A 25,947-nucleotide genomic window follows, 5' to 3' on the forward strand; every position below is an offset into this window, starting at 1 on the left:
CTTTTACCGATTTAATCAACCTTTGGTGCAGCAGCTGGCGCAAAATTCTTTAACAAACCGTTAACGAACTTGCGATCGTCCTCGTCAGCAAACGTTTTTGCCAAAATCAAAGCTTCATCAATCGCCACCTTATATGGGACAAGTTGATGCGTTAATTCGTAAATTGCCAAACGCAAAATCACCAAATCAGCTTTATTGATCCGGTTAATTGCCCAGCCATCAGCTAAATGAGCTGTAATTTGCGCATCTAACTCTGATTTTGTGCCCAAGACACCATTCACCAAGCGCGGCAAATAATCATCATAATCTTTGCCTTCTAAGACAATGTCATAAAGGTTATCAATGCTATTACTTTTTGGGTCTTTTTCAAGGGCAAACAGCACTTGAAAAGCTGCTTGACGTGACTCATGTCGTGATAAATTCGCCATTAATCGGCCACCTCAGTTGTTTTAGTTTCACCAAATAAGTTATCAGGATCAAATTGACTAGATACTTTTTCTGGCACAATACCGCTAACATGCACATTTGTTTGGACAACATGCAAGTCAGTCATTGATGTAATTTGAGATTGAATCGCGTTTTGAATATCAAGCGCAACTTTCGGAACAGCCACGCCATATTGCAAAAAGACATAAGCATCAATCGTCAAGCCAGCCTCGGTCTGGGTCAATTCAACCCCTTTACCACGCGCATTTGAACCAAACGCATTGGTAAAGTGATCAGACAATTTACCACGCATTGAGTAAACACCCGTCACTTCTTGCGTTGCAATTTGTGCAATGACTTCAATGACTTCTGGTGTCACCTGCGTGGTCCCAGCAACGGCATCTTGTGTTGCTAAAATAATATTTTTTGTAGCTTGTTTGCTACGCTTAATTTCTCTGGCCATGATATCATCCTCGAAAATATTTTTAAAATAAAAAGTTCCCCTCGGGAACTTTTTGTCTGTGTTCCCTACAACACCCGCATCATGGGACAACATGACAGCAACTTGTGCCTGTTGGCACCATCAGCTTGTGTTCGTTCACACTTTGTTATTAGGCACGGCCCTTATATGAACCGTCTTCTGTATTAACGATGATTGTTTCACCTTCGTTAATGAAGTCAGGCACAGTAATTGTTGCCCCTGTTTCAACTGTCGCAGGCTTACCTGAACCAGTTGCTGTTGCACCCTTGATACCAGGTTGTGTTTCTGTCACTTTCAAAGACACTGTTGATGGCAATTCAGCACCCAAGATTTCGTTACCATACATGGTAATCTTAACTTCCATGCCTTCAAGCAAGAACTTCAAGGCTGCTTCAATCTTGTCATCTGGCAAGTTCACTTGTTCGTATGTTTCAACGTCCATGAAAACACGGCCGTTGTTTTCAGCAAACAAATATGACATTGGACGTGTTGTGATGTCGGCTTGTTCAAACTTATCACCAGGACGGAAAGTCACTTCATTGACAGCACCAGTGCGCAAGTTCTTCAACTTTGAGCGAACAAATGCGCCACCCTTTCCTGGCTTAACGTGTTGGAAGTCCAAAACGCGCCAAATTGAGTTTGAATATTCAATCGTCAAACCATTCTTCAAATCATTCATGCCAATTGCCATGATCAATATCCTCTTTTATAAATAATTTAGTTTATTATACCAGAAAACCGTCATTCATGCAGTCTTCATACAAAATAAGAGTTTACCACAAATCTCACAACTTCTCAATGTTTTCCCCGTTTAGGGCTGGTTGCATAATGAGATCATCAAAACGGTGAACCCCACGGAGTAATTCGCGGGCTTCTTCTAATCCAAACGCATCAATCCATTGTTTTGATCGCGCCTTCACACGCTTAGAAATTTCCGCTTCAACACGTTGTCCCTCAGTTGTGAGTGTCAAAAAGATGCGGCGGCGATCCTTTTCGTCTGGTGTTTGCGTGATAAATTTCAATTCTAATAACGGCTTGAGTTGCCGGCCAACCGCCCCTTTGGTGACATCCCGTTCTGCCGCAATCTCTGTGAGCGTCAACGGTTGTTCACTGTGTGAAATTGATGCCATGATGAGCCATTGCTCAAAAGAAATGCCAAACTGGCGCATTGGTTGTGACAACATTGTCTCCATATGCTTCAGCGATGACATATATACCCCAATAAAATCTGATAATGTTGAATATTCCGTCATATTCTCCCCCTTTGTGATCTATCACAATTTAATATTGCTTGATATGCGCTAAGGCTGCATCCACCGAATGACACAAGGTAACATGCTGCATGTCAGCCACGTCAACAAACCCATTAGTCACACTATCGTTCATCCAAGCCCACAAATGATCATAAAACCCGTTCACATCTAACAATACCAATGGCTTATGGTGCAACCCAATGCGCGCCCAACTAATGACTTGAGATAACTCTTCTAACGTGCCAAAACCACCTGGCAACACGATAAACGCATCAGCATGCGATATTAACAATTGCTTGCGTTCTGACATTGTATCAACGGCAATTAACTGCGTAATTTCAGCAGGCGAAATGGCATCTTCTGCAAGATTTTTTGGTGACACACCAATGACTTGGCCGCCATGCGCCATGGCCGTTCGAGCCGTGACGCCCATTAAGCCATCCCGGCCACCGCCGTATACCAGCGTAATTTTTTGGTCAGCCAAGGCTGCCCCAAGGGTTGTCGCCACCGTTTTAAATTCTGACTGCACGCCGAATTGCGAACCCATAAATACTGCGATAGATCTAATAGACATTTGCTTGTTCCTTTCTATAAATTTAACAATATTAAAGTCAATAATCAAGTAATAAGCCGACAAAGTTCCCGTTTTTACACGCTATGTGGTACACTATGATATAGGTTTTCGTTCGTGACAAATTAAAAAAATTAAAGATATTTTGGAGGCATTATGATTTACAAAGTTTATTACCAAGCACATCCTGAACGCAATCCCAAGCGTGAAACCACCGTTTCACTTTACTTGTCAGCAGAAAGCTTGCCACAAGCACGGGAAATTATTGAAGACAACACCACTTACAACATCGAATTTATCGAAGAACTTTCAGATAAGGCATTGACTTACGAAAAGGCCAACCCGAACTTCGAAATTACAACATTCTAACTATGACATATTCTGTAGATATCAAACCTAACGAAGTCGCAGTTTATGCGCTAGGTGGTTTAGGCGAGATCGGTAAGAATACGTATGGTATTGAGTATCAAGATGAAATCATCGTCATTGACGCGGGTATTAAGTTCCCGGAAGATGAACTACTTGGTATCGATTACGTTATTCCCGACTATACTTATTTAGTCGATAACATCGATCGCGTAAAAGCACTGGTCATTACCCACGGACACGAAGACCATATCGGTGCAATTGCCTACTTTTTACAAGCCGTTAACGTACCAGTATACGCTGGCCCACTAGCAATGGCTTTAATTAAGAACAAGTTAGAAGAAAAGCAACTCTTAAACCGCGTTGAATTACACGAAATTACTGATGGGACTGTCCTTGAATTTGACAAATTAAATGTCGAATTTTTCCGGACAACCCACTCAATTCCTGATGTATTCGGTGTCGCTGTGCATACGCCAGTCGGTACCATTGTTGAAACGGGTGATTTCAAATTTGATCTCACGCCAACAACAAAGCAGCCACCTAACCTCTGGTCAATGGCCCGGCTAGGTGAGCAAGGTGTCTTACTCATGATGAGTGATTCAACCAACGCTGAACGCCCAGAGTGGACCAAGTCAGAAGCTTGGGTTGCCAAGTCTGTCAATCGGATTTTTGACAAAATTACGCATGGCCGGATTATTTTTGCAACCTTTGCTTCAAACATGAACCGTGTCCGGATGGCGACTGATGCCGCCATCGCACATGGACGCAAGATCGCCGTCTTTGGCCGATCAATGGAATCTGCCGTGACTAATGGTCGTGCGCTAGGTTACTTAAACATCCCGGACGACATGCTGGTTGAACAATCTGAAATTAAGCATATTCCAGATGATGAATTGTTGATTCTCTCAACCGGTTCACAAGGTGAACCGATGGCTGCCTTAGCCCGTATTGCCGAAGGCACCCATAAGCAAATTCGTTTGAAGCCCAATGATAATGTGATTTTCTCCTCATCCCCTATTCCAGGTAACACCGCTTCAGTTAATGAAGTGATTAATAAGTTGGAAGAAGGCGGCGCAAATGTGATTTATGGTAAAGTCAACAACATTCACACTTCTGGTCACGGTGGCCAAGAAGAAGAAAAGTTGATGTTAGCCCTTATGAAGCCAAAGTACTTCATGCCCGTTCACGGTGAATATCGCATGTTGAAAGTGCATGCCTCATTGGCACACGAATTAGATATTCCAGAAGACCATACCTTTATTTTGGAAAATGGTGATGTCTTAGCCCTGGATGGTGAAAATGCCCGCGTAGCAGGTCATTTCCCTGGCGATGATACTTACATTGATGGTTCAGGTATCGGTGATATTGGTTCTGTTGTGCTTCACGATCGTCAAAAATTGTCGCAAGACGGTTTGGTTGTGGTCACTGCAACAATTGATTTGAAGAAAAAAGAAATTCTTTCTGGACCAGACATTTTGTCACGTGGCTTCGTTTACATGCGTGAGTCTGGTGACTTGATTAACGAAGGCCGTCGGATTATTTTTGGCACGATGCGTCGTGTGATGAATAACGCCAATGCAAGTGAAGCAGATATTCGACAAGCCGTCATTGACGACTTGTCCCGCTTCCTTTATCGTGAGACAGCACGCAAACCAATGGTTTTGCCAATGCTGATTATGATTTAAATGTGAAAACACCCCTAAGCGGGTGTTTTTTTGCGGCAGGCATACACGAAATACCGAACATTTTTTTATTTTATTCATAGCTCATCGTATAAAACTTGACATTAACATTTTTAAACGGTGGGCAATATGCTAGAATAATAGAAGTACAATATGAAGGAGCTATCATGACACAACGAAAAATCCCCACGATTATGGGTACGCAACACCCCGATAATGCCAACGCACCTTTCTGGGATGCATCCCAACAACCCTTTATCAGCGCTTATCGCGAAACGAACGAAGCTTTTGAAAATTTCAGCGAATTAAATGTTGATGAATACATGTGGGATTGGGAAGGCAAGCACGCCGATGCCGCCGTCATTGATCGCTTATTTAGCACCGAATACGATTACTTTAAAGACCAACAAATTGGTCGTGATAAATTTCTAACTTTCCGCTTTCCAAACATCTGGGAAGAAAAAGGCTATAACTTAATGCAGGCGATGACTGCCATTTTAAGTTCAGAAGACTTTGCCCATGATTTAGGCTTTGCACAACGCCCCTTATTTGAAGCCATTTTGCCAATGGCACAACGTGCGGATCAATTACTTAAAATGCAGGTTTTGTTTGAAAAGTTAGCCAACTTTAAGTCGGTTGAATTCACCCGTTCAGATAAAAACACCCCTTATATTGAAATTATTCCATTATTTGAAGATTTCGACACTCAGCTCCATGCCCCAGAAATCTTAAAAGAGTATCTTAAATTACACGAAGAACATTTTGGTTTCCGACCAAAGTACATGCGTGTCTTCTTGGCCGGTTCTGATTCGGCCCTAACAGCTGGATTCATGAGTTCAATTACGGGCAACAAGCTTGCCATCGCCCGCTTACATGAATTTGCCCGTGAAGAAAACATTGAAATCTACCCAATTTCTGGGACGGGTTCAGCTATCTTCCGTGGTGGCTTGTCACCACATCGCATTGACCGCTATGTCAAGGAATTCCCAGGCGTACGCACAGCCACTGTTCAATCTGCTTTCCGCTATGATTTCCCGATTGCTGATGTGCAAAAAGCCATTGCGGAATTAAAAGAAAAGTTGCCAAATGCTGAACCTTTAAAAATTTCTGCTGCTGACCAACAAATTTTGGCTGAAGTCGCCGAAGAATCAGCTGAATTTTATGCCCACACATTAGACCAATTGGTGCCTGATATGCAACCCATTTTCAAGGCCTTTCCAAAGCGGCGTGACCGTCGCCAACACGTTGGGGTCTTGGGTTATTCACGTTCTGTTGACGGCATCGAATTACCACGGGCCATCAACTTTACCGGGGCCTTTTATTCAATCGGTGTGCCACCAGAATTCATCGGCTTCGGTCGGGCGCTTGAAAACTTAAACGCCGACCATCTATCAGCTTTCGTCCGCAATTATCCAAGTATGAAAGAAGATTTCCGCGAACTCGCCCGCTTTGTCAACCTCGATGCGCTTGAAATTTTGAAGACCCAAAGCGCCGCTTGGGCAGATGTTGAACGCGACATTATGATCGTAAAAGATATTTTCAACCTTGAAATTGGTCCCGAAACACGCGAACAACAACAGCATGCAGAAATTGCTTTGCAAGTTGTCCAAATTAAAGAAGGTGCCCCAATTGCCATTACCGCTTTGATCAATCGGATGGCACAACTCCGACACTTCTTAGGTTAATGCCACACATAGCCCTACGGGGCTTTTTTTGTTACAATTAAATTAGCTTATGAAAGAATAACATCATGCCAAAATTTTATGTCATTCACAATCCTCAGGCTGGTAACCAAGCACATGGCGATATTATCAGTCAAACCAAACAATTAAACACCATTAGTCGCTGGACCGACACTGCCTATCCTGGACACGCCGCACACTTGGCTAAAAATTTAGCAAAAACTATCACTGATCCAGAAGCTGTGGTCCTAGCAATTGGTGGTGACGGCACGCTCAATGAAGTCTTAAACGGGCTGATTCAAGGCCAAAAACAGCGCCCACTACCACTGGCTTACATTCCGACTGGTTCTGGCAATGACTTTGCCCGCGCCGCACACTTGGGACAAGCCAGTGAGGCCTTAGCGCACCTCAAAGCCACTACACATACCCAACTGCTCAACGTTGGTCAAATGACGGACGATGGTCTCTACCAATCGACCCGTTATTTTATCAATAATCTTGGGATTGGTTTTGATGCGGCGGTCGTTGAACGCGCCAATCAATCACCATGGAAAAAGCGGCTCAATCGCTGGGGACTAGGCCACCTCAGTTATCTGGCCACCACACTGGGCGCCTTTTTTAGACAAAATGACTTTCAAATGACCTTAATGAACGGTGACACCTATCGCCAAATTCCCAGCGCATTTTTAGTTACCATTACCAACCAACCTTTCTTTGGCGGTGGGATTGCCTTGCTCCCCGAAGCCGATCTCTCGCATGAGGGGCTTGACTTGATTGTGACCGATAAGCTGTCTTTTTTCCAATTTTTAAAACTCTTTATTGCTTTAAAAAAGGACGGCCAACACCTCGCAAGTCCACATATCACGAGAATACCACTCCAACGTGGGGCCCAAATTCATGTTCGTGATATGCAACCCGGGCAAATTGATGGCGAAACATTATGTAAAAGTACTTTTAGCCTCACGATTGATTTTCACACTTATCCATTTTGGCTCTAAAAAAGCATGTACCTTGTCAGTGACAAGACACATGCTTTTTTAATTGAATCGACCAAGCCGTTCAGCTTGGTTTGTCACGCTGACGATGAGTTTTCGTGACGTCAGCTGTTCACTGGCTTGAATAATTAAGTCTTCTTGGTAAATAATGGCCGCAAGCGCACTAACAACCGTTGGTACGATGCTATTGGCGTGCCCATGCATGAACGCGTTCATCATGGCTTCAGTGTAATTTTGACTGTTGAGTAATGACCAAATGACTGCTTCTAACGTGCTGGCACTGCGCCCATCTAGCACAATATTAGCCACCGGAATGTTGGCAAAGTCAGGTAAATTCAATTCTTCAAAAGCTGCCAATTCGGATTCAAACACTTTATGGCGCGAATAATACTCAAACCCAAAAGCCAACCCATTTTCTACGGCATCACGAATCGGCTGTTTTTCAAGAATTTGGCTCACAATCAAGCTCAACATCCCGACACTGACCAGCGCGCCTTCCGCATTGTGGGTTAGCCCAGCGATGCGATGTAGCGTCAACATGGCAGACTCATCGTTAATAAATGAGACGCCATATTCATGGTGTAAATATAAAGCGACTGGCAACATCCGAACCAAAATATCTTCACTATCTGCAGTCTCTTCAAGGATACCAGAAGCCAATGTATCACGATTTTTAGTGTAATTGTCCATCGCCTTTTTGGTAATGGCATCGACGCTTTGGCGGGTTTTTTCAGGCGCAAATTGTCTTTTTCGATACCAGTTTTGGAAATGGTTCATAACATCTGTTAACTGATACCCACGTGACAAACTCGCAATTGTCGTCAACGATAAACTGGTATGGGAACCCCAATGCAATGGTTGGTCAAAATGTGTGGGATCGGACAAAAGCGCCGTTTGTTGACTATTAGATAACAGCGTCATACTTTCACCAATAGCGATGCCAAACATTAAAAATTGAATTGTTGCTTGCTTTTTAGCCATACCCTATTTTAACATATTCAATATTTTTAAAATTTAAAGTAGGGCCTTAATTTGTGCCACTTGATCCAATGCTTCCCATGGCAACTCAATATCCGTACGGCCAAAGTGGCCAAAGGCCGCCGTTTGCTTATAAATTGGTCGGCGCAGATTTAAGTGGTTGATGATGGCTAAAGGCCGGAAATCAAAGAGTTGCGCGGTAATATCGCGAATTTTATCTTCGGACACTTTCGCAGTCCCAAATGTATCAATATTCAATGAGACTGGTTGTGCCACTCCGATAGCATAAGCGACTTGTAATTCTAATTTGTCAGCGACACCTGCAGCAACCAAATTTTTGGCGACATAGCGCGCAAAGTAAGCTGCTGAACGGTCAACCTTTGTGGCATCTTTACCAGAAAAGGCCCCACCACCATGATGTGCAGCCCCACCATACGTATCCACAATAATTTTACGTCCTGTCAAACCCGAATCCGCTTGTGGGCCACCAAGGACAAAACGGCCAGATGGGTTAATATAGTACACCGTGTCCTCATCGACCAAATCTTGTGGCAAAACAGCATCAATCACCAAACGGCGCATATCTGCGCGTAGCTGGTCCAAAGTCACGTTCTCATCATGTTGTGTCGACAACACAACCGCTGCAATCCGTGTCACTTGATTAGCATCGTTGAGCTCGACACTGACTTCCGCTTTCGCATCAGGACGCAAGTAATTCACCGTCCCAGCCTCACGAACATCACGAATTTGACGCATCAGACGATGTGATAAGGCTAAAGTTAAGGGCAAATAGCTCGTTGTTTCGTTGGTTGCATAGCCAAAGACCATACCTTGATCCCCGGCACCCAATTGTTCAGGATCGTCATCGGCATTATCGACCGCTTGCGCAATGTCGCCTGATTGTTCCACGATACGGTTGGAAACGTTCACAGAATCTGCAGTAAAGCCAAGCTCGGCTTGGTTATAACCAATCTCACGAATCGTATCCATGGCGATTTGGCGCACATTGACGTAAGCTGAGGTTGATAATTCCCCAAAGATTGAGACATCACCGGTTGAGGTTGTGACTTCAACCGCTGAGCGCGCATAGGGATCTTGGGCTAGTACAGCATCTAAAATGGCATCAGCAATTTGATCGGCAATCTTGTCGGGATGCCCAGCTGAAACAGATTCTGAAGTAAAATACTTTGTCATGGTAAACATGACCTCCTTTAGATTTCAAAATAAAAAGCTACATGGTCGCAAATTAAAAGCGCCTCCCAACGGATAAGTCGGAACGCGCTAACGTGACGACTATCTGTACAGATGGACCACCGTGACAAAATATGTTGCCATATTTTGCCGGTTGGTGCAGGGTCAAAGTGCTGTATCACTCGCCTGCTCTTGATAGCTGTTTAAATTGTACCTTTAGCATAACAAAGCCCACGCCAAATTGCAAATACCACCACCAAAAACGCTACGCAGAAGGGTTAAATTAAGGTACAATAGGACTATGACTTATCCACATCACCCACAATCACATCAACTGCCCGATGGGCGCCCCATGCCGCGGCGCATCACTGCAGACCCGCGTGAACGTCGCGCCTATGAAAACTTTCATCCCGTTGATTTTTTTGATTGGCGTCAATGGGTGCCACTCGTTGTCATTGTTGTCAGTTTAAATTTAGTCTGGTGGCGCCAACCGCTCTTGCATACAAAATCCTTGGCAGGGGCTGCACTCACTTGGCAAATTGTGCCGCTTTTCGGCTACACACTGGCGGTTGCGGTTGCGGTCACGCTTTTAATGACACAAAATTTGCGTAGCTTACTCAGTTATGCCTTTCTTGGTCTCAGTATTTTACTGACGTTCAGTGCCTTGATCCAAACCCGCCATGAAATTTTTCTGCTATTACTCCTCTTGAGCGGGTTTTTTATCGCCATTCAACAACAATGGCTGGGCTTGCAAAATTGGTTAGGCCTCGTCTTACTAAGCGTATTAGCAACTTATACCGTCCCAGTCGCGATCTTTTACACGACGAACGGTTTCGTGACCCATCGCTATCTGGCTCAACTCCTTCCCATGTTGTTTGGCTTCGGCTTTTTCTTTACTCCAGTGATCATGCCCAATCCCGATGGCCGCAAACTTAGCATTCTCACATTAGGCCTCTTTTGGGTGACAGTGTTTAGTCACGCTGTGAGTTTTGGCACGATTTTTGTCATTATTTTTAGCCTATTGGCCTTTGTGTTACAATTTGTCAAAGCAAAAATTGGCAACTGGCAACACATGGGTTATGTCTTAATGCTTGCCTTGTCCATGCTAATCATCTACCATTAAAAAAACGTGCTGGCGTCATGCCGGCACGTTTTTTATTTGAGTAACTGATAGATTGGCAGCAGTGTCTTCACTGCAGTCACCAACGGTTCTGCTGATTGGCCGTTAAGGCGCTGATCGCCCCGTGCGATCTTCAGCCCAACAAGGACTTCACTATGACGCACCGTACCAAAACGGGTCACCAACGCTTCATAACCCGCTCGGGTTAAGGGTTGGGTCGCATTAACCATGTGATCTGCGCTCAGCACATAACTTGTCGGTAGCTGCGCCACTTGATCACTGGCTTGTTGCATTTTAGCCATAATAGCTTCTGTCGCTTGCGGCTTCATATTTTCTTCAACCGCCAAGTAGAGATAAACAGCGTCAGCCCAAATACCGAGTTCAAAGTGTGGCATCATTTTATACCCACGCTTATTTGGCGCAAAAGCCACCCAAGTATTATCCGGCGCATTGGTTGTGCGCCGTAAGTGCTTGGCAATATGGGCCGTCCATGTCTGCCCATCCGTTGAAAGCACTGGCAAAATGGCTTGCGCAAGTTGCTCAAATTTTGGATCAATGACCTCACGAATTGCCGTCATACGGGCATCCAGTGTCGCTTCTTCAAAAATATCGAAATCGCTGTCATCAAACATGCGCCGTCTCCTTTTCTTCAGGTTGTTTATCAAACAACACGGTTAACCACTGAATCAAAATATACCCTGTGACTAAAATCGTGGCAATCAAATTCAGCCAAATCAATAACACAATAATGGAACTCATCGACTGATAAAAATCATAGCGTTTGAGTCCAAATTTAACATACCAAGTGAACGCGACATTCAAAAGTCCCAGTAAGCCTAATTCAATCAAACTGCCTAAAAGCACATATTTAAGTGGTGCCCGTCCAGGCTTTGTTGGCAAAAAGTAATTCAACATGACTAAGGCCAACCACATCCCAAACCAGATGAGCCAACGTGTTTGATGTAACAAGAATAACGGTAATTGATGACTTGGTAACTGCTGGATAACCAGTGTTAAAATATTGCCACCAATCAGTAACACACCAAAAGCTGCTAGAATCAGTAATAACCACAAAAACGACCAAAAACGCGTTAAAATCGTACTAATCCGTTCTTCGGTATCGGCAATGCGGTTAAAGGATAATCGGAACACCGCAATCACCCGTGATACCGTCCATAACGTAAAGGGCACAGAAAAAGATAAAATTGACAGATGCTTGGAGGCGATAACCGATTGAAGAATCGGCAACACCACCGTCTCAATATCTCTGGGTAAGAGACTACTTAAAGTCGCCATTAACGTTGCCGGACTCACATTGGCCACCGAAACAATCATCGCAACAGACATCAACATCGGAAATACTGTCAGCAGCGCATAGTACGCAAAGGTCGGGCCCACGTAGTTCACTTGCGCACGCGTAAATAGCTCTCCGAGTGTGGCCAATTGCCACCGTTCATCCAGTTTTTGCCAGTAGGTCTTCATTTCATTTAACATACCTCTATTATGCCAAAAATTAAATCATATTGTCTAAGAAATTATGCTAAAAGAAGCGGCCAATGCCATAATGAATCGCGATGGTGATCAAACCAATGACGACGTTTCTGATAATAGCACGTCGCACTAACCCATGAGATATTTTGGCACTTAATAGGCCAGTCAACGCAACCGCAACAACTGTTGCGCCGATGGTCGCCAAAAATTGATAGCGCACCGGTGCCCAAATCAAGGCGATGAGCGGAAGTGCCCCACCCAACGCCGCACTAAACATAGAGGCCCAAGCAGCAGACCATGGGTTCATATAATGGCCGAGTGTCAAATCATACTTGACGCTTAACATGGTGGCTAATGGTTTTTTCGCCAGTAATTCATCGGCAATGGCCGTTGCCGTTTCTGGCGACACCCCACGACCGACATAAAATGAGACCACTGTCTGGCGTTGTTGCTCAAAATCAGTTGCTAAAAGCTGGCGTTCTTGTGCCACGACAACTTTTTCACTGTCGGATTGTGCACTCACTGATGCATACTCACCTGACGCCATCGACAAGGCACACGCTAATAAATCGGCTAAACCAGCAATAAAAATGGCAAAATGATTCGTCGTCGCTGCGGCCACTGAAAAAAGTACCCCGACAACGGTTAAAACACCATCATTTGACCCTAAAACGCCCGCACGAATGGCATTCAAGCGTTCATCCATGGTCGCTTGGTCTTGTTGTGCTGCGTGTTTTGTTTGATTTTTAAACATCATTCCTGCCTACCATCCTTGTTGTCTTATCGGAAAAGTGACCCAATCGCAAACGTTACCGCCATGGTAAAAATGCCGGCCATCACATTGCGAACCATCGATCGATTTTTATCCGCACCGTTGAGGGCTGCAGCGGCATAACCGGTCAAGAGTAATGCGAGAATAACTGCAAAAAACGTCACCCATTCGCGTATGACTAGTGGTGTTAAGCCGATGGCAAGCATCGGCAACAAAGCCCCAATAGGAAAGCTGATCATCGAAGCTATGGCCGCTCCGCCGGCACTAAGCTCATGGGTGGGTGTGAACCCATAGCGCTCCCGAACCGTGGTCGTTAGGGCATCTTTGGCCATCATTTCTTGGGTTGCTTGTTGGGCTAAGGTGGGGGAAATCCCTGAAGCCACATACTTCTCTTTAACAAAAGCAAATTCTGTCGCATAATCTGTGGCGAGTGCTTGTTCTTGATCTTGTTGGACCTTTTCTTGGGCATCGTGTTGCGAACTTACTGACACATATTCCCCCATCGCCATGGACACGGTACCGGCCAACATGCCAGCAAATCCCGCCAGGAGAATGGTGCCAGTGTTACTGGTGGCGCCAGCCACGCCTAAAATGATCCCTGAAACGGAGACAATCCCATCGTTGGCCCCCATCACACCGGCACGAATCAGGTTATTGCGTTGCTGCAAATCTTTATTAGCCATGATTTCCCTCTTTTAGAATTATTCTAATCTAGTTATATCAAAACCCGCCCCTTAAATCAAGTTATTTAGAAACATTCTATTTTACGTGATATACTAAACATGACATCAAAAAGGAGTACGACATATGACGCCACAAGCGCAACGTGACATTTTAAAAAAGCATGGGTTAAAAGTCACCGCCCAACGGCTGGCCATTTTGGACTATCTCATCACCCATGAGACCCATCCGACTGCCGAAATGATTCATCAAGATTTACCCATGATCAGCTTGGCAACCATTTATAATACACTTGAACGCCTTGTCGCAGCTGAGATTATCATCGTGATTGATAGTCTCAGCGATGGGAAGCGTCATTTTGATTATTATGGTCAACCCCATTACCATATTGTCAACACCCAAACCAATGCCATCATTGATGCAGAAAACTTTGATGTCGCACCGCTCTTAGCGGCAGCAAGACAGGCCAGTGGACTAAACATTACCGGTTTTCATATTGAAGTTTATGGGGTCAACCCAGAAGATGCGCGCTAAAAAAAGACGCTTGCAATCACTTGCAAGCGTCTTTTTTTATTACATATTGGCATTCATGATTTTGGCAACTGCCGCATGAATCTTTTCGAGATAAATGCCCTGTTCTTCTTCAGATTGCGCGTACTTATCGTCTGCGACACTTTGGTCACTCACAACAACTGCATCAGCCATTAATTGTGTCGCATCAGCATACTTTGCATAAGCACTGGCAAGTGACTTGTGCACACCAAGTAGACGAACAGGCGCTGAAGCTGCGTTCAATTTTGCAGCATTCGCTTGATAACTTGCAACCGCATCTTCAAATTCGGCTTTGATTTCAGCAAATTCTGCTGCAGGAATTTCCGCAATTTTACCAGCTGCTTTGGCGTCATCTAGCTTGGTAAAAAATGGTGTCACGCGTGTTGCTGTGTCTTCTGTGTTGGTCAAAACATTTTGTAATGTTTGCACATACATTTGCGCTTGTTTGGGATTAAATTTTGGCAATGTCTTCGTATCCTTTTTTGAAAATTTTTCGCTGTACTAATTTTACCAGTTCAACGATCAGAATGATACTCAATCCGGCCAACAAGACGATCGCCCACTGGTAGGCATCCAAGTGTGAGACGTGGAAGATTGGATTCAATGGTGGTATCACTACAACAGCTGCCATGGCAATAAGTGACACCAATAACGCCCAGTTAAACAATTTGTTTTTGAAAGCTTGTTGGCCAAGCATTGAGCCATATACCGACTTCACGTTAATTGCATTAAACATTTGCATTAGCCCCAATGTCATAAATGACATCGTTAAGGCGTCTTGATGTGCTGCTGTGTCGTTGGCATGAACTGGGAAAGCCAAGGCAAAGCCATAAACGGTGAGCACAATCGCTGCTTGTAACATCCCCTGCCAAATAATGGCTGGGCCAACGCCGCCAGACATGAAGCTTGCGCCACGGCCTCGTGGGGCATGTGTCATCGCATCTTTTTGCGCTGGTTCTACGCCTAAAGCAATGGCTGGCAACGTATCCGTGACCAAGTTAATCCACAAAATCATAATCGGTGCTAAAATGTCCCAACCCAATAAGGTCATCACAAATATTGCAATGACTTCCGCCAAGTTTGAAGCCAAAAGGTATTGCAAGGCCTTTTGGATATTAGTAAAGACCTTGCGACCTTCTTCAATGGCATGGACAATGGTGGCAAAATTATCATCAGCTAAGACCATGTCAGAAGCACCTTTGGAGACCTCTGTCCCTGTAATCCCCATGGCGATGCCGATATCGGCCGCTTTAAGGGCTGGCGCATCATTCACGCCATCACCAGTCATCGCCACAACTTTGCCTTTATTTTGCCAAGCTGTGACAATTTTAACTTTATGTTCTGGTGCTACACGCGCATAAACACTATACTGGTCCACCTTCTCTGAAAATTCAGCCGCTGTCATACGATCCAAATCTGAGCCTGAAATCACCGCGGTGTCACGGTCGGCTTCATCTAAGATTCCCAATCGAATGGCAATGGCAGCTGCGGTGTCGCGGTGGTCGCCAGTAATCATCATTGGGCGAATACCCGCTGCTTTCGCTTCAGCTACGGCTTGGGCAACTTCTGGCCGTTCTGGATCAATCATCCCCACAAAGCCAGTAAAGACTAAGTCTTTTTCGACTGCTACAGAAGTCATCTCTGGTGGCAGTGTTTTTGATAAGTGATAAGCAAAACCTAACACCCGCAGTGCTTGCGTCGCCAATTCCGAATTAATCGCCAATAGTTTGGCACGGATCGCATCAGTCAACGGCACGATGTCGCCGTGCATTTCAATCTTAGTGGCCCGTTTCAACAACTCATCAGGTGCCCCTTTAACGGTGATGATATAGCCTTCTGGCGCGGGGTGAACTGTCGTCATTAACTTACGTTCCGAATCAAACGGAATTTCTGCCACGCGCGGCATCTCGGTAAATAACTTGTCCAAATCACGGCCATGATTGTCGTTAAATGCAATTAAGGCTGTTTCGGTCGGATCCCCAACATAACCATTTTCTGTGCGCTTCGTGTCATTATTTAGCGCTAAAATATCTGCCAAACGCGCTGCCGTGCCGGTCAGCGCTTCAGTCGTTGCCGCATCAGATATTTCAGCATTAACAACCAGCTTTTCCACAGTCATTTTGTTTTGCGTGAGCGTACCAGTTTTATCAGAACCAATAATATCTGTGGAACCCAGGGTTTCCACGGCTGGCAATTTACGAATCAAGGCTTGGCGGCCAGCCATCCGTGTCGTCCCCAGCGCCAACGTAATGGTCACAATCGCAGGTAGGCCTTCTGGAATCGCCGCCACCGCCAAAGAAATTGAAGTGAGCAACATATCCAGAATGGTTTCTTTGCCACGCATCAAGCCGACAACAAAGGTAAAGGCTGCGATTGCCAAAATCAAATAGGTCAAAATGCGGCCGAGTTGAACCAAATTATCCTGCAACGGGGTGCGTGTTTCGTCAGCTGCTTCCAACATACCAGCGATATGCCCAATTTCCGTTGCCATCCCAGTATGAATCACCACACCAACCCCACGCCCATATGTGACGTTTGTGTTCATAAAGCCTAAGTTTTTCCTGTCACCAAGGGGCAGGTCTTTTTCTGGCAAGGCTTCAGCCACTTTATCGACTGGGACAGATTCCCCGGTCAACGAGGCTTCTTCAATTTGTAATGAAGCAGACGTTAACAGCCGAATATCGGCCGGTACGATGTCGCCGGCTTCCAAACGGACAATATCCCCGACGACTAAGTCCGTTGATTTCACGGACACATCTTTACCATCACGAATCACATTGGCATTCGGGGTGGCCATTTCTTTTAAAGCATTAATGGCATCTTCGGCCTTTGCTTCTTGGAATACGCCAAAGACTGCATTAATGATCACAATCGCTAAAATAAAGCAGGCATCCACCATTTCTCCAGTGAACCCGGCGACAATTGCCGCAATGAGTAAAATCGCAATCATCAAATCCTTGAACTGATTGACAAACTTTTGAAATAGCGAGGTACTGGCCGCCTCTTTTAACTGGTTTGGACCATTATCAGCCAGGCGTCGCGCGGCTTCTTCTTGACTTAAGCCACGTTGGCCATCTGTGTTGAGTTCGGTCAAAATCGTTTGTGCCTCTTGATTATATCTTGGCTGGTCTGCCATACTTTCCTCTTTCCTCCTACGCTTTTGCGCTGTCATTCCTGTGTCTCACTTCAAAAAAAAGACCCATATAAATAACACAATGCATCGGCACCGGTTATTTACATGAGTCTCACCATTTAAGATAATACCGGAACACCTTGTTCGATATAAGCCACGTCTTTAACATGGCTCGCTTTGACGGTATTATCGCGGAAAATCCGCCAGTTACTCCCTCAGGAATGTTGATACCTTTATTCTAACAAAGCAGCTACAGTCACGCAAGCGACTTGCTCTGACCTAAAAGGCCACACTGCCACCCTACTGGCTCAGGTATACAGCAAACGCCGGCTTTCAAAACCAACACGTCCCGTCGACTTATTCCCTTTATGTCGAAAATAACGTAAAATAGAATGATAAAAATCATCGGAAGGACGCAGGCATTGCACACCCTCACACCCCTATTTGTCCCCTTTGCCTGCCATTACGCACATGTCAAAATCTGCCCACCCCATTCACGAACGCTTACCCATTGCCTTACTTTTAGCGGCCAATTCCGGCTTTGTCGATGCCTACACCTTTCAATATCACGGTGAACGGTTCGCCAGTTTACAAACTGGTAATATCATTCAAGCGGGTATTTTGCTGGCCAAAGGTGAATTTGTCGCTGCCCAAAGTTTTATTTTGCCGATTCTTTTTTTCATTTTAGGCGCCGCTTTTAACGGGATATTAAAACGCGAATTCAAATCAGGCAAGCTCTCTCAACAACAACATAGCCTACTTGTCGAAACGTTGGGCATCAGTTTTGTCGTGGTACTCGGCGCTTTGATGTCAAGCACCCTCTATATCACCATGCTCTCATTTTTCCTCGCCATTCAGCTTGATGCTTTCCCAAAAGTCAAAGGCTTGCCATTTACAAGTGTCATGTCGACCGGTAACTTGCGTAACGTTGGCGCTAACATGATGACTTTTTTCTACACAAAGGACACACAAGCGCGTAAAAACGCTGGCTTATTTACACTCATTGTTTTAGCTTTTTTGGTCGGGGCCTTTGTTTCAACCAGTCTCGTGAACCTCTTTGACCGCTATACGCTCATTGGTTCTAGCGTGATTTTACTCAGCATTTTCACATTACTTTTTGATTTTTCCAAAAAAGGTGTTGACAAATATTAATCAGGTGCGTATTATAAGATTTAACGATTTTAGAAATAAACAAGTTGAACAGGAAAGTAGCAATTAAGCAAAGCCCAGAAAGCTAATGGTTGATGAGAATTAGCGTGCGTGCGATTGTGAAAATGACCTGTGATTGGTGTTGGCGAATTGGTTTACCATTTAGCTAGCAACGGTTTGGCCCTCGTTACTGGGCACACCATTCGGCTAGGATCATCTCCCGATGCCCGATGGTTAGTGAGCAAGTCAATAGTAATATTGGCTGACAACTCAGAATGGTAACGCGCTTTTTAGCCGCTTCTGTATTTAGGTATACAGAAGCGGCTTTTTTTATTGCAAATGCAACAACTGCCTTTCTAAAATCGCGTCAGATAACATTTGGGAGAATAATACATGAGTAAAGTAACAAATTGGTTCATTGGCGGCGCACTCATTGTCGCCATTGGTGGGATTGGCTATGCGAGTTTTGGCAACCATGGTCGCAAGACTGACGACAAAATTGTCAAAGTCGGCATCATGTCTGGTTCAAAACAAGATACCCAGATTTGGCAATCTGTGGCTAAAACAGCCAAAAAACAATATGGCATTACCTTAAAATTCAAAGAATTCTCAGATTATAATCAACCTAACAAAGCCTTAGCCGAGGGCGACATCGATATCAATGCTTTTCAACATTACGCCTTCCTTGATGCCTCAAATCAAGCAACTGGCAATAAAATTGTCGCCATCGGCGATACGGTGATTTCCCCAATCCGTTTGTATAGTCAAACGTATAAGAACGTCGCTGATTTTAAAACTGGTGATACCATTGCCGTGCCAAATGATGCCTCTAACGAAAGCCGTTCACTCTATGTTTTGAAGGCCGCCGGCTTAATTGACCTAAAGCCTGGTCTCAAAACAGCAACCGTCAAGGACATCACGAAGAATCCAAAGAATTTGAAAATCAAGGAGCTCGCCGCTGACCAAACAGCTCGTGCCTTATCTGATGTGCAAGGTGCCGTTGTCAACGGGACGTATGCCGATACCGCTGGTTTGGACTACAAAAAGGCGATCTTCGTAGAACCCATTAACAAAGATTCACACCAATGGGTCAATATCATTGCCGCTAACGCCAAAGATAAAAATAAAACCGTGTTAAAAGATGTTGTGAAGGCCTACCAGACGCAAACAACAAAAGATGTCATTAACAAAGCTTATGACGGCGTGGAACTTGCCGCATGGGGAAAAGATTTCTCAAAATAACAGCATATCAGTAACGATTAGTTTACTGATGTGAGCGACCCAAGCCTTGGCTAGTTCGTTCACATCAGCGCGTTAGTCGCTAACCCACATAGGAAAACAGAAGGAGATTTGTCACATGAGTCAAAAGAAAAATTGGATTATTGGCGGTGTAGCCGTCGCAGTCGTTGCCGTTGGTGCTTATTTCAGCTTTGGTGGTCAAAGTAAAGAAGCAACCAATAAAACAGTAACCATCGGTGTGATGGCTGGTGATAAAAACGAAGATGAAATTTGGCAATCTGTTAGTGAAACAGCCAAAAAGAAGTACGGTATCACATTAAAGACTAAGAAGTTCACTGATTACCTCCAACCCAACAAAGCGCTTGCCGCTGGTGAAGTTGATTTGAATGCATTCCAAAATTACCCATTCTTGGCGAACTGGAATAAGCAATATAAGACTGATATTGTCTCTATTGGTGACACTTGGACAACCCCACTTCGAATTTATTCTGGCAAGTATAAGCAAACTTCAGAAATCAAGGATGGCGATCAAATCACGATTGCTAACGACCCAACCAACGAAAACCGTGGCCTACACCTTTTGGCCGATGCTGGTTTGATTAAGATTAAGAACACGACTGCAGCCACACCAAAAGACATTACCTCTAACCCTAAAAACTTGAAAATTACACCGGTTGACGGGTCACAAACTGCGGCTTCATTAAACGATCCAACGGTTGGCGCAGCGGTTGTCAACACCAATTACGCCAAGTCAGCACATTTGGATATCAACTCAGCCATTTTTGTGGAAAGCCTCAACAAAAATTCTGAACAATACTTCAACTTTATTGCCGCCAACAAAAAGGATAAAAACAAGGCAATTTATCAAGACGTTGTGAAGTCATTACAAACGGCTCAGACCAAGGCTTTGGTTAAGAAGTTCTACGGTAACGCTGAAATTACTGTCTGGGACTACAAGAAATAACCAACCAGCACCAATAGCTGCAAGTACGCTTGCAGGTACATATGTGAAACGGGAGAAGACACATGACTATCCGCCAAGACTACCTCAACTTACTTGAAAAACTTGTGTCCATTCCAAGTGTGTCCGCTCAGGCAGCGTCACTGCCTGAAGCAGCTCAAATGATTGCCCATGCTTTTGACCAACTTGGTGCAAAAGTGACTTATGATGACACGTTTTTTGCCCCCTTTGTGCTGGCTGAATTTCCCAGTTCACGACCTGATGCAAAAACGCTCGTCATCTATAATCATTATGATGTGCAACCTGCCGAACCACTTGACCTTTGGACCACTGCCCCATGGACTTTATCAGCACGTGATGGCAAGCTTTATGGCCGTGGTGTTGACGATGATAAAGGCAACTTGACTGCACGACTAGCGGCTGTTGCTGAATATTTAGCAGAAAATGATAACACATTACCAGTCAATATCGTCTTCATTGTCGAAGGTGCTGAAGAAACTGCCTCACAATTCTTACCACAATACTTAGCAAAACATACCCAAAATCGCCCGGCAGACTTAATCCTTTGGGAATCTGGTGGTAAAAATGCGGCTGACATTGTAGAAATTTATGGTGGAAATAAGGGCATTGTGACCTTTGAATTAACAGCTCATACCGCGGATAGTGACCTACACTCATCATTGTCGGCTGTTGTGGACTCGGCTCCGCTTCGCTTATCACAAGCCATTGCGACATTATTTGATCAACAAGGCAATATTGCCGTGCCGCATTTTTATGATGAGGTCGCTGCACCCAATGCACGCGAAAAAGCTTTAATTGGCCAGTTACCGCTAACACGGGAAGATCTAGTAGCCCAACACGGCCTAAAAGTGCCACTTTACACGGATCGCAACGGTCAAGATTTAAAAGAAACGTTGTATTTCCAACCCACCCTTAATGTGCAAGGCCTGATCTCGGGGTATAATGGTAGAGGTGTAAAAACTGTCTTGCCAGCCACCGCCACCGCCAAATTAGAGGCGCGCTTGGTACCAAATATGTCACCGGACGTCACGTTACAACGCATAACTGACCATTTGATTGCGCAAGGTTTTTCAGATATTACCGTCACCAAAACGCTGGGCTTGGCTGGTTATCGCAGTGACATGTCTGACCCAGAAATTCAACGGGTCATCTCGGTGGCCAAAGCCTACTATCAAGTCGCACCGGTTGTCATGCCTACTTCGCCTGGCACTGGCCCCATGGCAACTGTTTATGCAGCTTTACAGGCCCCAATTGCCAGTCTTGGCGTAGGTTATGCTAACAACCTCGATCATGCACCAAATGAGCATATTCGTCTGGTTGATTATAACCAACATATTGATGCTGTGAAGGCGTTAATCAAAAGTTATCATACCCCAAGTATTTGAACTAAAGGAGTAAATGAATGAGTCATCCCATTATTGCATTAGACAATATTACTGTCACTTTTCATCAAAAAAAGCGGACCATCACTGCTGTCAACAATGTTTCTGTTCACATCGAACGTGGCGACGTTTACGGGATTGTTGGGTATTCTGGCGCTGGTAAATCAACCTTAGTACGCGTCATTAACCTTCTCCAAGAACCAACCAGCGGCTCAGTTGTCGTCAATGACGAAGTCTTCTTTCAAAGTGACGCCAAAACCGATAAAGCCACGCGTATCACAAGCAAAAACCTACGTGACCGCCGGCGAAAAATTGGTATGATTTTCCAACATTTCAACTTGCTAAATGAACGAACTGTCACAGAAAACGTCGCGTTCGCCTTGCAACACAGTCCCTTGTCAGAAAAAGAAAAAGCACAAAAAGTCGCTGAACTCTTGGACTTGGTGGATCTGTCTGATCGTGCCCAACAATATCCCTCACAACTTTCTGGTGGGCAAAAGCAGCGTGTGGCCATCGCGCGTGCTTTGGCTAACGACCCAGAAATTTTAATCTCTGATGAAGCGACTTCAGCGCTTGACCCCAAGACCACTAACCAAATTTTGGCCTTGCTCAAAAAGCTCAACCAAGAACTAGGCTTGACGATTGTTCTCATTACGCATGAAATGCAGGCCGTCAAAGAAGTCGCCAATAAAGTCGCTGTGATGCAAGATGGCGAAATCATTGAACGTGGCTCACTACTGGACATCTTTGCGCAACCAAAGGAACAACTGACCAAAGAATTCATTGAAACAGCCACCAACATCGATAAAGCCATTGCAACCATCGCAGGCCAGCCATTAGTCACGAACTTACAACCCAATGAAATCTTTGTCCGTTTGGCCTATGTGGGCGACACCACTGATGAACCACTCATCGCGGGTCTATTCCGTGACTTCAATGTGACCGCCAATATTTTATACGGCAACATTGAAGTGTTGCAAGACACGCCTGTTGGGTCGCTGCTCGTGATTCTGTCTGGGACGTCTGAGCAAATTAAAGCATCAATTTCAACCTTGGCCGATCATCATGTTGAAGTTGAAATTCTTAAAGGAGGGCAATAATCATGCAAACATGGTTCGCACATACATTTCCAAACGTGGTTTATCAAGGCTGGACTGGTGATACCGGTTGGTTAACGGCCATCACTGAAACACTCTTTATGACTTTTTGGTCAGCCCTCTTTGGCGGCCTACTTGGCCTTATTTTTGGTATTGGCCTGGTCATTACCGCACCAAATGGCATCACGCCAAATCGTCCCCTCTTTTGGTTGTTTGACAAAGTGGTCTCAATTTTCCGTGCCGTGCCGTTCATTATTTTACTGGCTGCGATTGCACCTTTTACCAAGCTCCTGGTCGGGACACAAATCGGAACAACCGCAGCGCTAGTGCCTTTGTCTCTTGGCGTCTTCCCCTTTTACGCGCGTCAAGTACAAGTGGCTTTAGCCGAAGTGGATAGCGGTATTGTTGAAGCCGCGCAAGCAGTCGGTGCATCATTTTGGGATATTGTCTTTGGCGTGTATCTGCGCGAAGGGCGTTCAGAGATTATTCGTGTCTCAACCGTCACACTCATTAGTTTAATTGGTTTGACAGCCATGGCCGGTGCCATCGGTGCTGGTGGCTTAGGTAACATGGCCATTTCATACGGCTATAACCGTTTTGCCACGGATACGACATGGGTTGCCACCTTACTCGTCTTAATCTTTGTCTTGATTGTTCAATTAGTTGGCGATTACCTCGCCAAAAAGTTAAGCCATAAGTAACCATCCTATTAAATGTCATGCAGGTGTCATTCAAAAAACCTAAACGTCGACTCAAGCACTGACGCGACGTTTAAGTGACGCACTGGGAGTGATGGCACTCAGCCTGATTTTTCTCCCCACTAAAAAAGACTAGCATCCGCTAGTCTTTTTGCTTTATCGCGTTAATGTAAATTCAAAACGTTCGCCCACATAGTATGAGCGGACATACTCAAACGGTAAATCATTTTGGTCAAAAGATACTTGACGTACCGTCAAAATCGCATCCCCACGCTTAATCTGTAACAACTCGGCAAGCCGTTCATTCGCCAAACTTGCTGAAATCGTTTGTTCCGCGCGACCTGGCAGAATGCCGGCTTGGTTTAACGTGACATACAAAGATTCCGTCAAATCGTGCTTTGAAAAGTCCCCCACTAACTTTAACGGCAATGTGGCACGTTCTAGTAAAATCGGTTCATCGTCCCCCATTCGCAAACGCTCCATCACCAAGACGTCATCCGTTTCCAAAAGTTGTAAATGAGTCATTTCCGAAGCCGACGGTGACGTCACTTTGTAACTGATCGTCTGTGTGCGGGCCACGCGGCCGGTTGCCGCCATTAATTCGGTAAAACTGGTCATACCAAGGGCACGTTCCGACACTTTTTGCTCGGCCACATACGTCCCAGAACCAACTTTACGTTCTAACAACCCCTCATCAACAAGGGTCTGTACCGCTTGACGTAGGGTCATTCGCGACACATTAAAAGCTGCGGCTAATTCACGTTCGGCCGGCAGTCGCTTATGTGACTGCCATTCCCCCGCTTCGATGCGCGCTTTAATCTGATTATGAATTTGGATGTAACGTGGTGTGGCCGGTTTTGTCATTAATTCTTCCGTGCAAATCGCCGGCCTAATGAATAGGTCGCTTGAAGTTGCATATTTTCCTTATTAAATAAATTAAAATCAGCATCTTTGCCGATAGCGAGTTCGCCTTTTTGGGTCAACCCAAATTCACGGGCTTGATTCACTGAACTCATTTGAACTGCTGCTTGGATGTCAGCAGATGTCATTTGTTGAATATTACGAAATGCATCATCGTACGCTAACACAGAACCCGCGAGATGCCCATTTTCAAGACGCGCCTGTTTATCTTGAACGATAACTTTTTGTCCACCAAGCTCAGACTCCCCATCACCCAAGCCTTCAGCTCGCATCGAATCCGTAATTAATTCCAGTCGTTCTGGTCCCTTCAAACGAAAGGCGAGTTCTAGCATATCCGGTACAATGTGGAAGCCATCAGCGATCAGTTCCGCAGTCATGGAAGATTCCAACATGGCATGCCCTGTGACACCAGGTTCGCGATGATGCAAAGGGCGTTGCGCATTATAAAGATGCGTCACATGCGTCGCCCGTGAATGGGTTAATTGTTCACGCGTGGCATTAGAGTGCCCAACTGATGGGCGAATATGATGTGCTAACATAAAGGCTTCAAAATCAGGGATACCCCCATTTTCGGGCGCATACGTGACTAAGCGAATCCGTTCACCAGATAAGGCATACCACTTTTTAAGCAGGTCAGTGTCAGGATTGACAATATATTCTTCTGGTTGTGCCCCCATGAAGACTTTGTTAATGAATGGCCCTTCCAAATGAATCCCTTGAATGACTGGATTCGTCTTTGCTACATAATCAATCGTCACCAAAGCACGTTCAATATTTTCCGGTGACTGCGTCATGGTCGTTGGGAAAAGCGACGTAATCCCTTCCGTCACCATCAAATTAACCATCTCATTGAGTTTATCAGGATCACCATCCATTGTATCAAAGCCGTAACCACCGTGCTTATGCACATCAATAAAGCCGGGCACAACCAAGCGACCACTGGCCTCTTCAATGACTGTATCTGCCGCATCTGGGACAAAATCTGCCATATACCCAACATCTAAAATCGTATCAGAAAAACGGATATACGCAGCTGGCATATGCTTGTATCCCGTGTAAAGATCAATATTTTTCAATAAATTTGCCATGATTATACGTGCCA

Annotated in this window: 27 protein-coding genes and 1 riboswitch; of the genes, 12 read left to right on the forward strand and 15 right to left on the reverse strand. The window is 44.9% G+C overall.

The features are described from left to right. Positions 1-11: 11 nt before the first annotated feature. From nusB to HF966_RS01665, 5 genes are all read right to left on the reverse strand, one after another. The gene (gene nusB / locus HF966_RS01645) at positions 12-428 is read right to left on the reverse strand and encodes a transcription antitermination factor NusB (RefSeq protein ID WP_168675932.1); all 417 of its coding nucleotides are present in this window, start codon (positions 426-428) and stop codon (positions 12-14) included. Beyond that, on the reverse strand, positions 428-889 hold the full coding sequence (locus tag HF966_RS01650) for an Asp23/Gls24 family envelope stress response protein (RefSeq protein WP_168675933.1): 462 nt from the start codon (positions 887-889) through the stop codon (positions 428-430). The genes nusB and HF966_RS01650 overlap by 1 nt, the downstream gene beginning before the upstream one ends. A gap of 148 nt (positions 890-1,037) precedes the next feature. Beyond that, positions 1,038-1,598, reverse strand: a complete 561-nt coding sequence (efp, locus tag HF966_RS01655) for an elongation factor P (RefSeq protein WP_168675934.1) — start codon at positions 1,596-1,598, stop codon at positions 1,038-1,040. 94 nt (positions 1,599-1,692) lie between these two features. Next, positions 1,693-2,160, reverse strand: a complete 468-nt coding sequence (locus HF966_RS01660; RefSeq protein ID WP_168675935.1) for a MarR family winged helix-turn-helix transcriptional regulator — start codon at positions 2,158-2,160, stop codon at positions 1,693-1,695. Between the two features lie 28 nt (positions 2,161-2,188). Continuing rightward, on the reverse strand, positions 2,189-2,734 hold the full coding sequence (locus HF966_RS01665) for an LOG family protein (protein ID WP_168675936.1): 546 nt from the start codon (positions 2,732-2,734) through the stop codon (positions 2,189-2,191). A 153-nt stretch (positions 2,735-2,887) separates the two neighbouring features. On the opposite strand from HF966_RS01665, the gene HF966_RS01670 reads away from it, so the two are divergent. The 4 genes from HF966_RS01670 (at position 2,888) to HF966_RS01685 (ending at position 7,462) form a co-directional block, all read left to right on the forward strand. Further along, complete coding sequence (locus HF966_RS01670) at positions 2,888-3,100, forward strand: DNA-dependent RNA polymerase subunit epsilon (protein ID WP_168675937.1); 213 nt, start codon at positions 2,888-2,890, stop codon at positions 3,098-3,100. A 2-nt stretch (positions 3,101-3,102) separates the two neighbouring features. After that, entirely contained in the window at positions 3,103-4,785 is a 1,683-nt protein-coding gene (gene rnjA, locus HF966_RS01675) for a ribonuclease J1 (protein ID WP_168675938.1), read from the forward strand. Between the two features lie 164 nt (positions 4,786-4,949). After that, positions 4,950-6,467, forward strand: a complete 1,518-nt coding sequence (ppcA, locus tag HF966_RS01680; RefSeq protein ID WP_168675939.1) for a phosphoenolpyruvate carboxylase — start codon at positions 4,950-4,952, stop codon at positions 6,465-6,467. Between the two features lie 65 nt (positions 6,468-6,532). Then, positions 6,533-7,462 carry a diacylglycerol/lipid kinase family protein gene (locus tag HF966_RS01685; RefSeq protein WP_168675940.1) on the forward strand — a complete coding sequence of 310 codons (930 nt, stop codon included), beginning with the start codon at positions 6,533-6,535 and terminating at the stop codon, positions 7,460-7,462. Between the two features lie 39 nt (positions 7,463-7,501). Here HF966_RS01685 and HF966_RS01690 read toward each other — a convergent pair whose 3' ends face one another. Together HF966_RS01690 and metK are read right to left on the reverse strand one after the other, a co-directional pair. Further along, positions 7,502-8,440: an ADP-ribosylglycohydrolase family protein gene (locus tag HF966_RS01690; RefSeq protein WP_168675941.1), complete on the reverse strand. Its 939-nt coding sequence runs from the start codon at positions 8,438-8,440 to the stop codon at positions 7,502-7,504. 33 nt (positions 8,441-8,473) lie between these two features. Further along, entirely contained in the window at positions 8,474-9,631 is a 1,158-nt protein-coding gene (gene metK, locus HF966_RS01695) for a methionine adenosyltransferase (RefSeq protein ID WP_168675942.1), read from the reverse strand. Between the two features lie 96 nt (positions 9,632-9,727). After that, a riboswitch (SAM riboswitch) is annotated at positions 9,728-9,830 on the reverse strand. Positions 9,831-9,929: 99 nt separating this feature from the next. Between metK and HF966_RS01700 the strand changes: the two genes are divergently transcribed. Beyond that, on the forward strand, positions 9,930-10,751 hold the full coding sequence (locus HF966_RS01700; RefSeq protein WP_168675943.1) for a hypothetical protein: 822 nt from the start codon (positions 9,930-9,932) through the stop codon (positions 10,749-10,751). A 32-nt stretch (positions 10,752-10,783) separates the two neighbouring features. On the opposite strand, the gene HF966_RS01705 is transcribed toward HF966_RS01700, so the two are convergent. Genes HF966_RS01705 through HF966_RS01720 form a run of 4 tightly spaced genes read right to left on the reverse strand, consistent with a single transcriptional unit; the run spans position 10,784 to position 13,694 of the window. After that, a complete protein-coding gene (locus tag HF966_RS01705; protein WP_168675944.1) occupies positions 10,784-11,380 on the reverse strand; it encodes a DUF1054 family protein in 597 nt (198 codons plus the stop codon). Then, the gene (locus HF966_RS01710) at positions 11,373-12,242 is read right to left on the reverse strand and encodes a YihY/virulence factor BrkB family protein (RefSeq protein WP_168675945.1); all 870 of its coding nucleotides are present in this window, start codon (positions 12,240-12,242) and stop codon (positions 11,373-11,375) included. The genes HF966_RS01705 and HF966_RS01710 overlap by 8 nt, the downstream gene beginning before the upstream one ends. A gap of 46 nt (positions 12,243-12,288) precedes the next feature. After that, positions 12,289-12,993, reverse strand: a complete 705-nt coding sequence (locus tag HF966_RS01715; protein ID WP_168676140.1) for a VIT1/CCC1 transporter family protein — start codon at positions 12,991-12,993, stop codon at positions 12,289-12,291. Positions 12,994-13,019: 26 nt separating this feature from the next. Next, positions 13,020-13,694 carry a VIT1/CCC1 transporter family protein gene (locus tag HF966_RS01720; protein WP_168675946.1) on the reverse strand — a complete coding sequence of 225 codons (675 nt, stop codon included), beginning with the start codon at positions 13,692-13,694 and terminating at the stop codon, positions 13,020-13,022. A 124-nt stretch (positions 13,695-13,818) separates the two neighbouring features. Here HF966_RS01720 and HF966_RS01725 point away from each other — a divergent pair, with 124 nt between their 5' ends. Further along, positions 13,819-14,226 (forward strand): Fur family transcriptional regulator, encoded by a 408-nt coding sequence (locus HF966_RS01725; protein WP_168675947.1) that lies wholly within the window; start codon positions 13,819-13,821, stop codon positions 14,224-14,226. A gap of 39 nt (positions 14,227-14,265) precedes the next feature. Here the strand turns inward: HF966_RS01725 and HF966_RS01730 are convergent, their stop codons facing one another. Both HF966_RS01730 and HF966_RS01735 read right to left on the reverse strand, forming a co-directional pair. After that, a complete protein-coding gene (locus HF966_RS01730; RefSeq protein ID WP_168675948.1) occupies positions 14,266-14,709 on the reverse strand; it encodes a chemotaxis protein in 444 nt (147 codons plus the stop codon). Continuing rightward, positions 14,696-17,380, reverse strand: a complete 2,685-nt coding sequence (locus HF966_RS01735; protein WP_168675949.1) for a cation-translocating P-type ATPase — start codon at positions 17,378-17,380, stop codon at positions 14,696-14,698. The genes HF966_RS01730 and HF966_RS01735 overlap by 14 nt, the downstream gene beginning before the upstream one ends. A 468-nt stretch (positions 17,381-17,848) precedes the next feature. Between HF966_RS01735 and HF966_RS01740 the strand changes: the two genes are divergently transcribed. From HF966_RS01740 to HF966_RS01765, 6 genes are all read left to right on the forward strand, one after another. Further along, positions 17,849-18,529, forward strand: coding sequence for a YoaK family protein (locus HF966_RS01740; RefSeq protein ID WP_168675950.1), 681 nt, complete (start codon positions 17,849-17,851; stop codon positions 18,527-18,529). A 390-nt stretch (positions 18,530-18,919) separates the two neighbouring features. Then, positions 18,920-19,768 carry a MetQ/NlpA family ABC transporter substrate-binding protein gene (locus HF966_RS01745; RefSeq protein WP_168675951.1) on the forward strand — a complete coding sequence of 283 codons (849 nt, stop codon included), beginning with the start codon at positions 18,920-18,922 and terminating at the stop codon, positions 19,766-19,768. Between the two features lie 115 nt (positions 19,769-19,883). Next, positions 19,884-20,729 (forward strand): MetQ/NlpA family ABC transporter substrate-binding protein, encoded by an 846-nt coding sequence (locus tag HF966_RS01750; RefSeq protein ID WP_168675952.1) that lies wholly within the window; start codon positions 19,884-19,886, stop codon positions 20,727-20,729. 62 nt (positions 20,730-20,791) lie between these two features. Next, on the forward strand, positions 20,792-22,132 hold the full coding sequence (locus tag HF966_RS01755) for a M20/M25/M40 family metallo-hydrolase (protein WP_168675953.1): 1,341 nt from the start codon (positions 20,792-20,794) through the stop codon (positions 22,130-22,132). A gap of 17 nt (positions 22,133-22,149) precedes the next feature. Further along, positions 22,150-23,229, forward strand: a complete 1,080-nt coding sequence (locus HF966_RS01760) for a methionine ABC transporter ATP-binding protein (protein WP_168675954.1) — start codon at positions 22,150-22,152, stop codon at positions 23,227-23,229. 2 nt (positions 23,230-23,231) lie between these two features. After that, positions 23,232-23,927 (forward strand): methionine ABC transporter permease, encoded by a 696-nt coding sequence (locus HF966_RS01765; protein ID WP_168675955.1) that lies wholly within the window; start codon positions 23,232-23,234, stop codon positions 23,925-23,927. A 153-nt stretch (positions 23,928-24,080) separates the two neighbouring features. On the opposite strand, the gene HF966_RS01770 is transcribed toward HF966_RS01765, so the two are convergent. Next, on the reverse strand, positions 24,081-24,788 hold the full coding sequence (locus HF966_RS01770; RefSeq protein ID WP_168675956.1) for a GntR family transcriptional regulator: 708 nt from the start codon (positions 24,786-24,788) through the stop codon (positions 24,081-24,083). Next, a complete protein-coding gene (gene nagA / locus HF966_RS01775) occupies positions 24,788-25,933 on the reverse strand; it encodes an N-acetylglucosamine-6-phosphate deacetylase (RefSeq protein WP_168675957.1) in 1,146 nt (381 codons plus the stop codon). The genes HF966_RS01770 and nagA overlap by 1 nt, the downstream gene beginning before the upstream one ends. Positions 25,934-25,947: the final 14 nt, after the last annotated feature.

Source organism: Leuconostoc holzapfelii, assembly GCF_012396485.1.
Classification (GTDB): Bacteria; Bacillota; Bacilli; order Lactobacillales; family Lactobacillaceae; genus Leuconostoc; species Leuconostoc holzapfelii.

Bases quoted from the DNA above. Each gene is read 5' to 3' on its own strand.
- nusB (WP_168675932.1), bottom strand. From the start codon at position 428: ATGGCGAATTTATCACGACATGAGTCACGTCAAGCAGCTTTTCAAGTG.
- HF966_RS01650 (WP_168675933.1), bottom strand. From the start codon at position 889: ATGGCCAGAGAAATTAAGCGTAGCAAACAAGCTACAAAAAATATTATT.
- efp (WP_168675934.1), bottom strand. From the start codon at position 1,598: ATGGCAATTGGCATGAATGATTTGAAGAATGGTTTGACGATTGAATAT.
- HF966_RS01660 (WP_168675935.1), bottom strand. From the start codon at position 2,160: ATGACGGAATATTCAACATTATCAGATTTTATTGGGGTATATATGTCA.
- HF966_RS01665 (WP_168675936.1), bottom strand. From the start codon at position 2,734: ATGTCTATTAGATCTATCGCAGTATTTATGGGTTCGCAATTCGGCGTG.
- HF966_RS01670 (WP_168675937.1), top strand. From the start codon at position 2,888: ATGATTTACAAAGTTTATTACCAAGCACATCCTGAACGCAATCCCAAG.
- rnjA (WP_168675938.1), top strand. From the start codon at position 3,103: ATGACATATTCTGTAGATATCAAACCTAACGAAGTCGCAGTTTATGCG.
- ppcA (WP_168675939.1), top strand. From the start codon at position 4,950: ATGACACAACGAAAAATCCCCACGATTATGGGTACGCAACACCCCGAT.
- HF966_RS01685 (WP_168675940.1), top strand. From the start codon at position 6,533: ATGCCAAAATTTTATGTCATTCACAATCCTCAGGCTGGTAACCAAGCA.
- HF966_RS01690 (WP_168675941.1), bottom strand. From the start codon at position 8,440: ATGGCTAAAAAGCAAGCAACAATTCAATTTTTAATGTTTGGCATCGCT.
- metK (WP_168675942.1), bottom strand. From the start codon at position 9,631: ATGACAAAGTATTTTACTTCAGAATCTGTTTCAGCTGGGCATCCCGAC.
- HF966_RS01700 (WP_168675943.1), top strand. From the start codon at position 9,930: ATGACTTATCCACATCACCCACAATCACATCAACTGCCCGATGGGCGC.
- HF966_RS01705 (WP_168675944.1), bottom strand. From the start codon at position 11,380: ATGTTTGATGACAGCGATTTCGATATTTTTGAAGAAGCGACACTGGAT.
- HF966_RS01710 (WP_168675945.1), bottom strand. From the start codon at position 12,242: ATGTTAAATGAAATGAAGACCTACTGGCAAAAACTGGATGAACGGTGG.
- HF966_RS01715 (WP_168676140.1), bottom strand. From the start codon at position 12,993: ATGTTTAAAAATCAAACAAAACACGCAGCACAACAAGACCAAGCGACC.
- HF966_RS01720 (WP_168675946.1), bottom strand. From the start codon at position 13,694: ATGGCTAATAAAGATTTGCAGCAACGCAATAACCTGATTCGTGCCGGT.
- HF966_RS01725 (WP_168675947.1), top strand. From the start codon at position 13,819: ATGACGCCACAAGCGCAACGTGACATTTTAAAAAAGCATGGGTTAAAA.
- HF966_RS01735 (WP_168675949.1), bottom strand. From the start codon at position 17,380: ATGGCAGACCAGCCAAGATATAATCAAGAGGCACAAACGATTTTGACC.
- HF966_RS01740 (WP_168675950.1), top strand. From the start codon at position 17,849: ATGTCAAAATCTGCCCACCCCATTCACGAACGCTTACCCATTGCCTTA.
- HF966_RS01745 (WP_168675951.1), top strand. From the start codon at position 18,920: ATGAGTAAAGTAACAAATTGGTTCATTGGCGGCGCACTCATTGTCGCC.
- HF966_RS01750 (WP_168675952.1), top strand. From the start codon at position 19,884: ATGAGTCAAAAGAAAAATTGGATTATTGGCGGTGTAGCCGTCGCAGTC.
- HF966_RS01755 (WP_168675953.1), top strand. From the start codon at position 20,792: ATGACTATCCGCCAAGACTACCTCAACTTACTTGAAAAACTTGTGTCC.
- HF966_RS01760 (WP_168675954.1), top strand. From the start codon at position 22,150: ATGAGTCATCCCATTATTGCATTAGACAATATTACTGTCACTTTTCAT.
- HF966_RS01765 (WP_168675955.1), top strand. From the start codon at position 23,232: ATGCAAACATGGTTCGCACATACATTTCCAAACGTGGTTTATCAAGGC.
- HF966_RS01770 (WP_168675956.1), bottom strand. From the start codon at position 24,788: ATGACAAAACCGGCCACACCACGTTACATCCAAATTCATAATCAGATT.
- nagA (WP_168675957.1), bottom strand. From the start codon at position 25,933: ATGGCAAATTTATTGAAAAATATTGATCTTTACACGGGATACAAGCAT.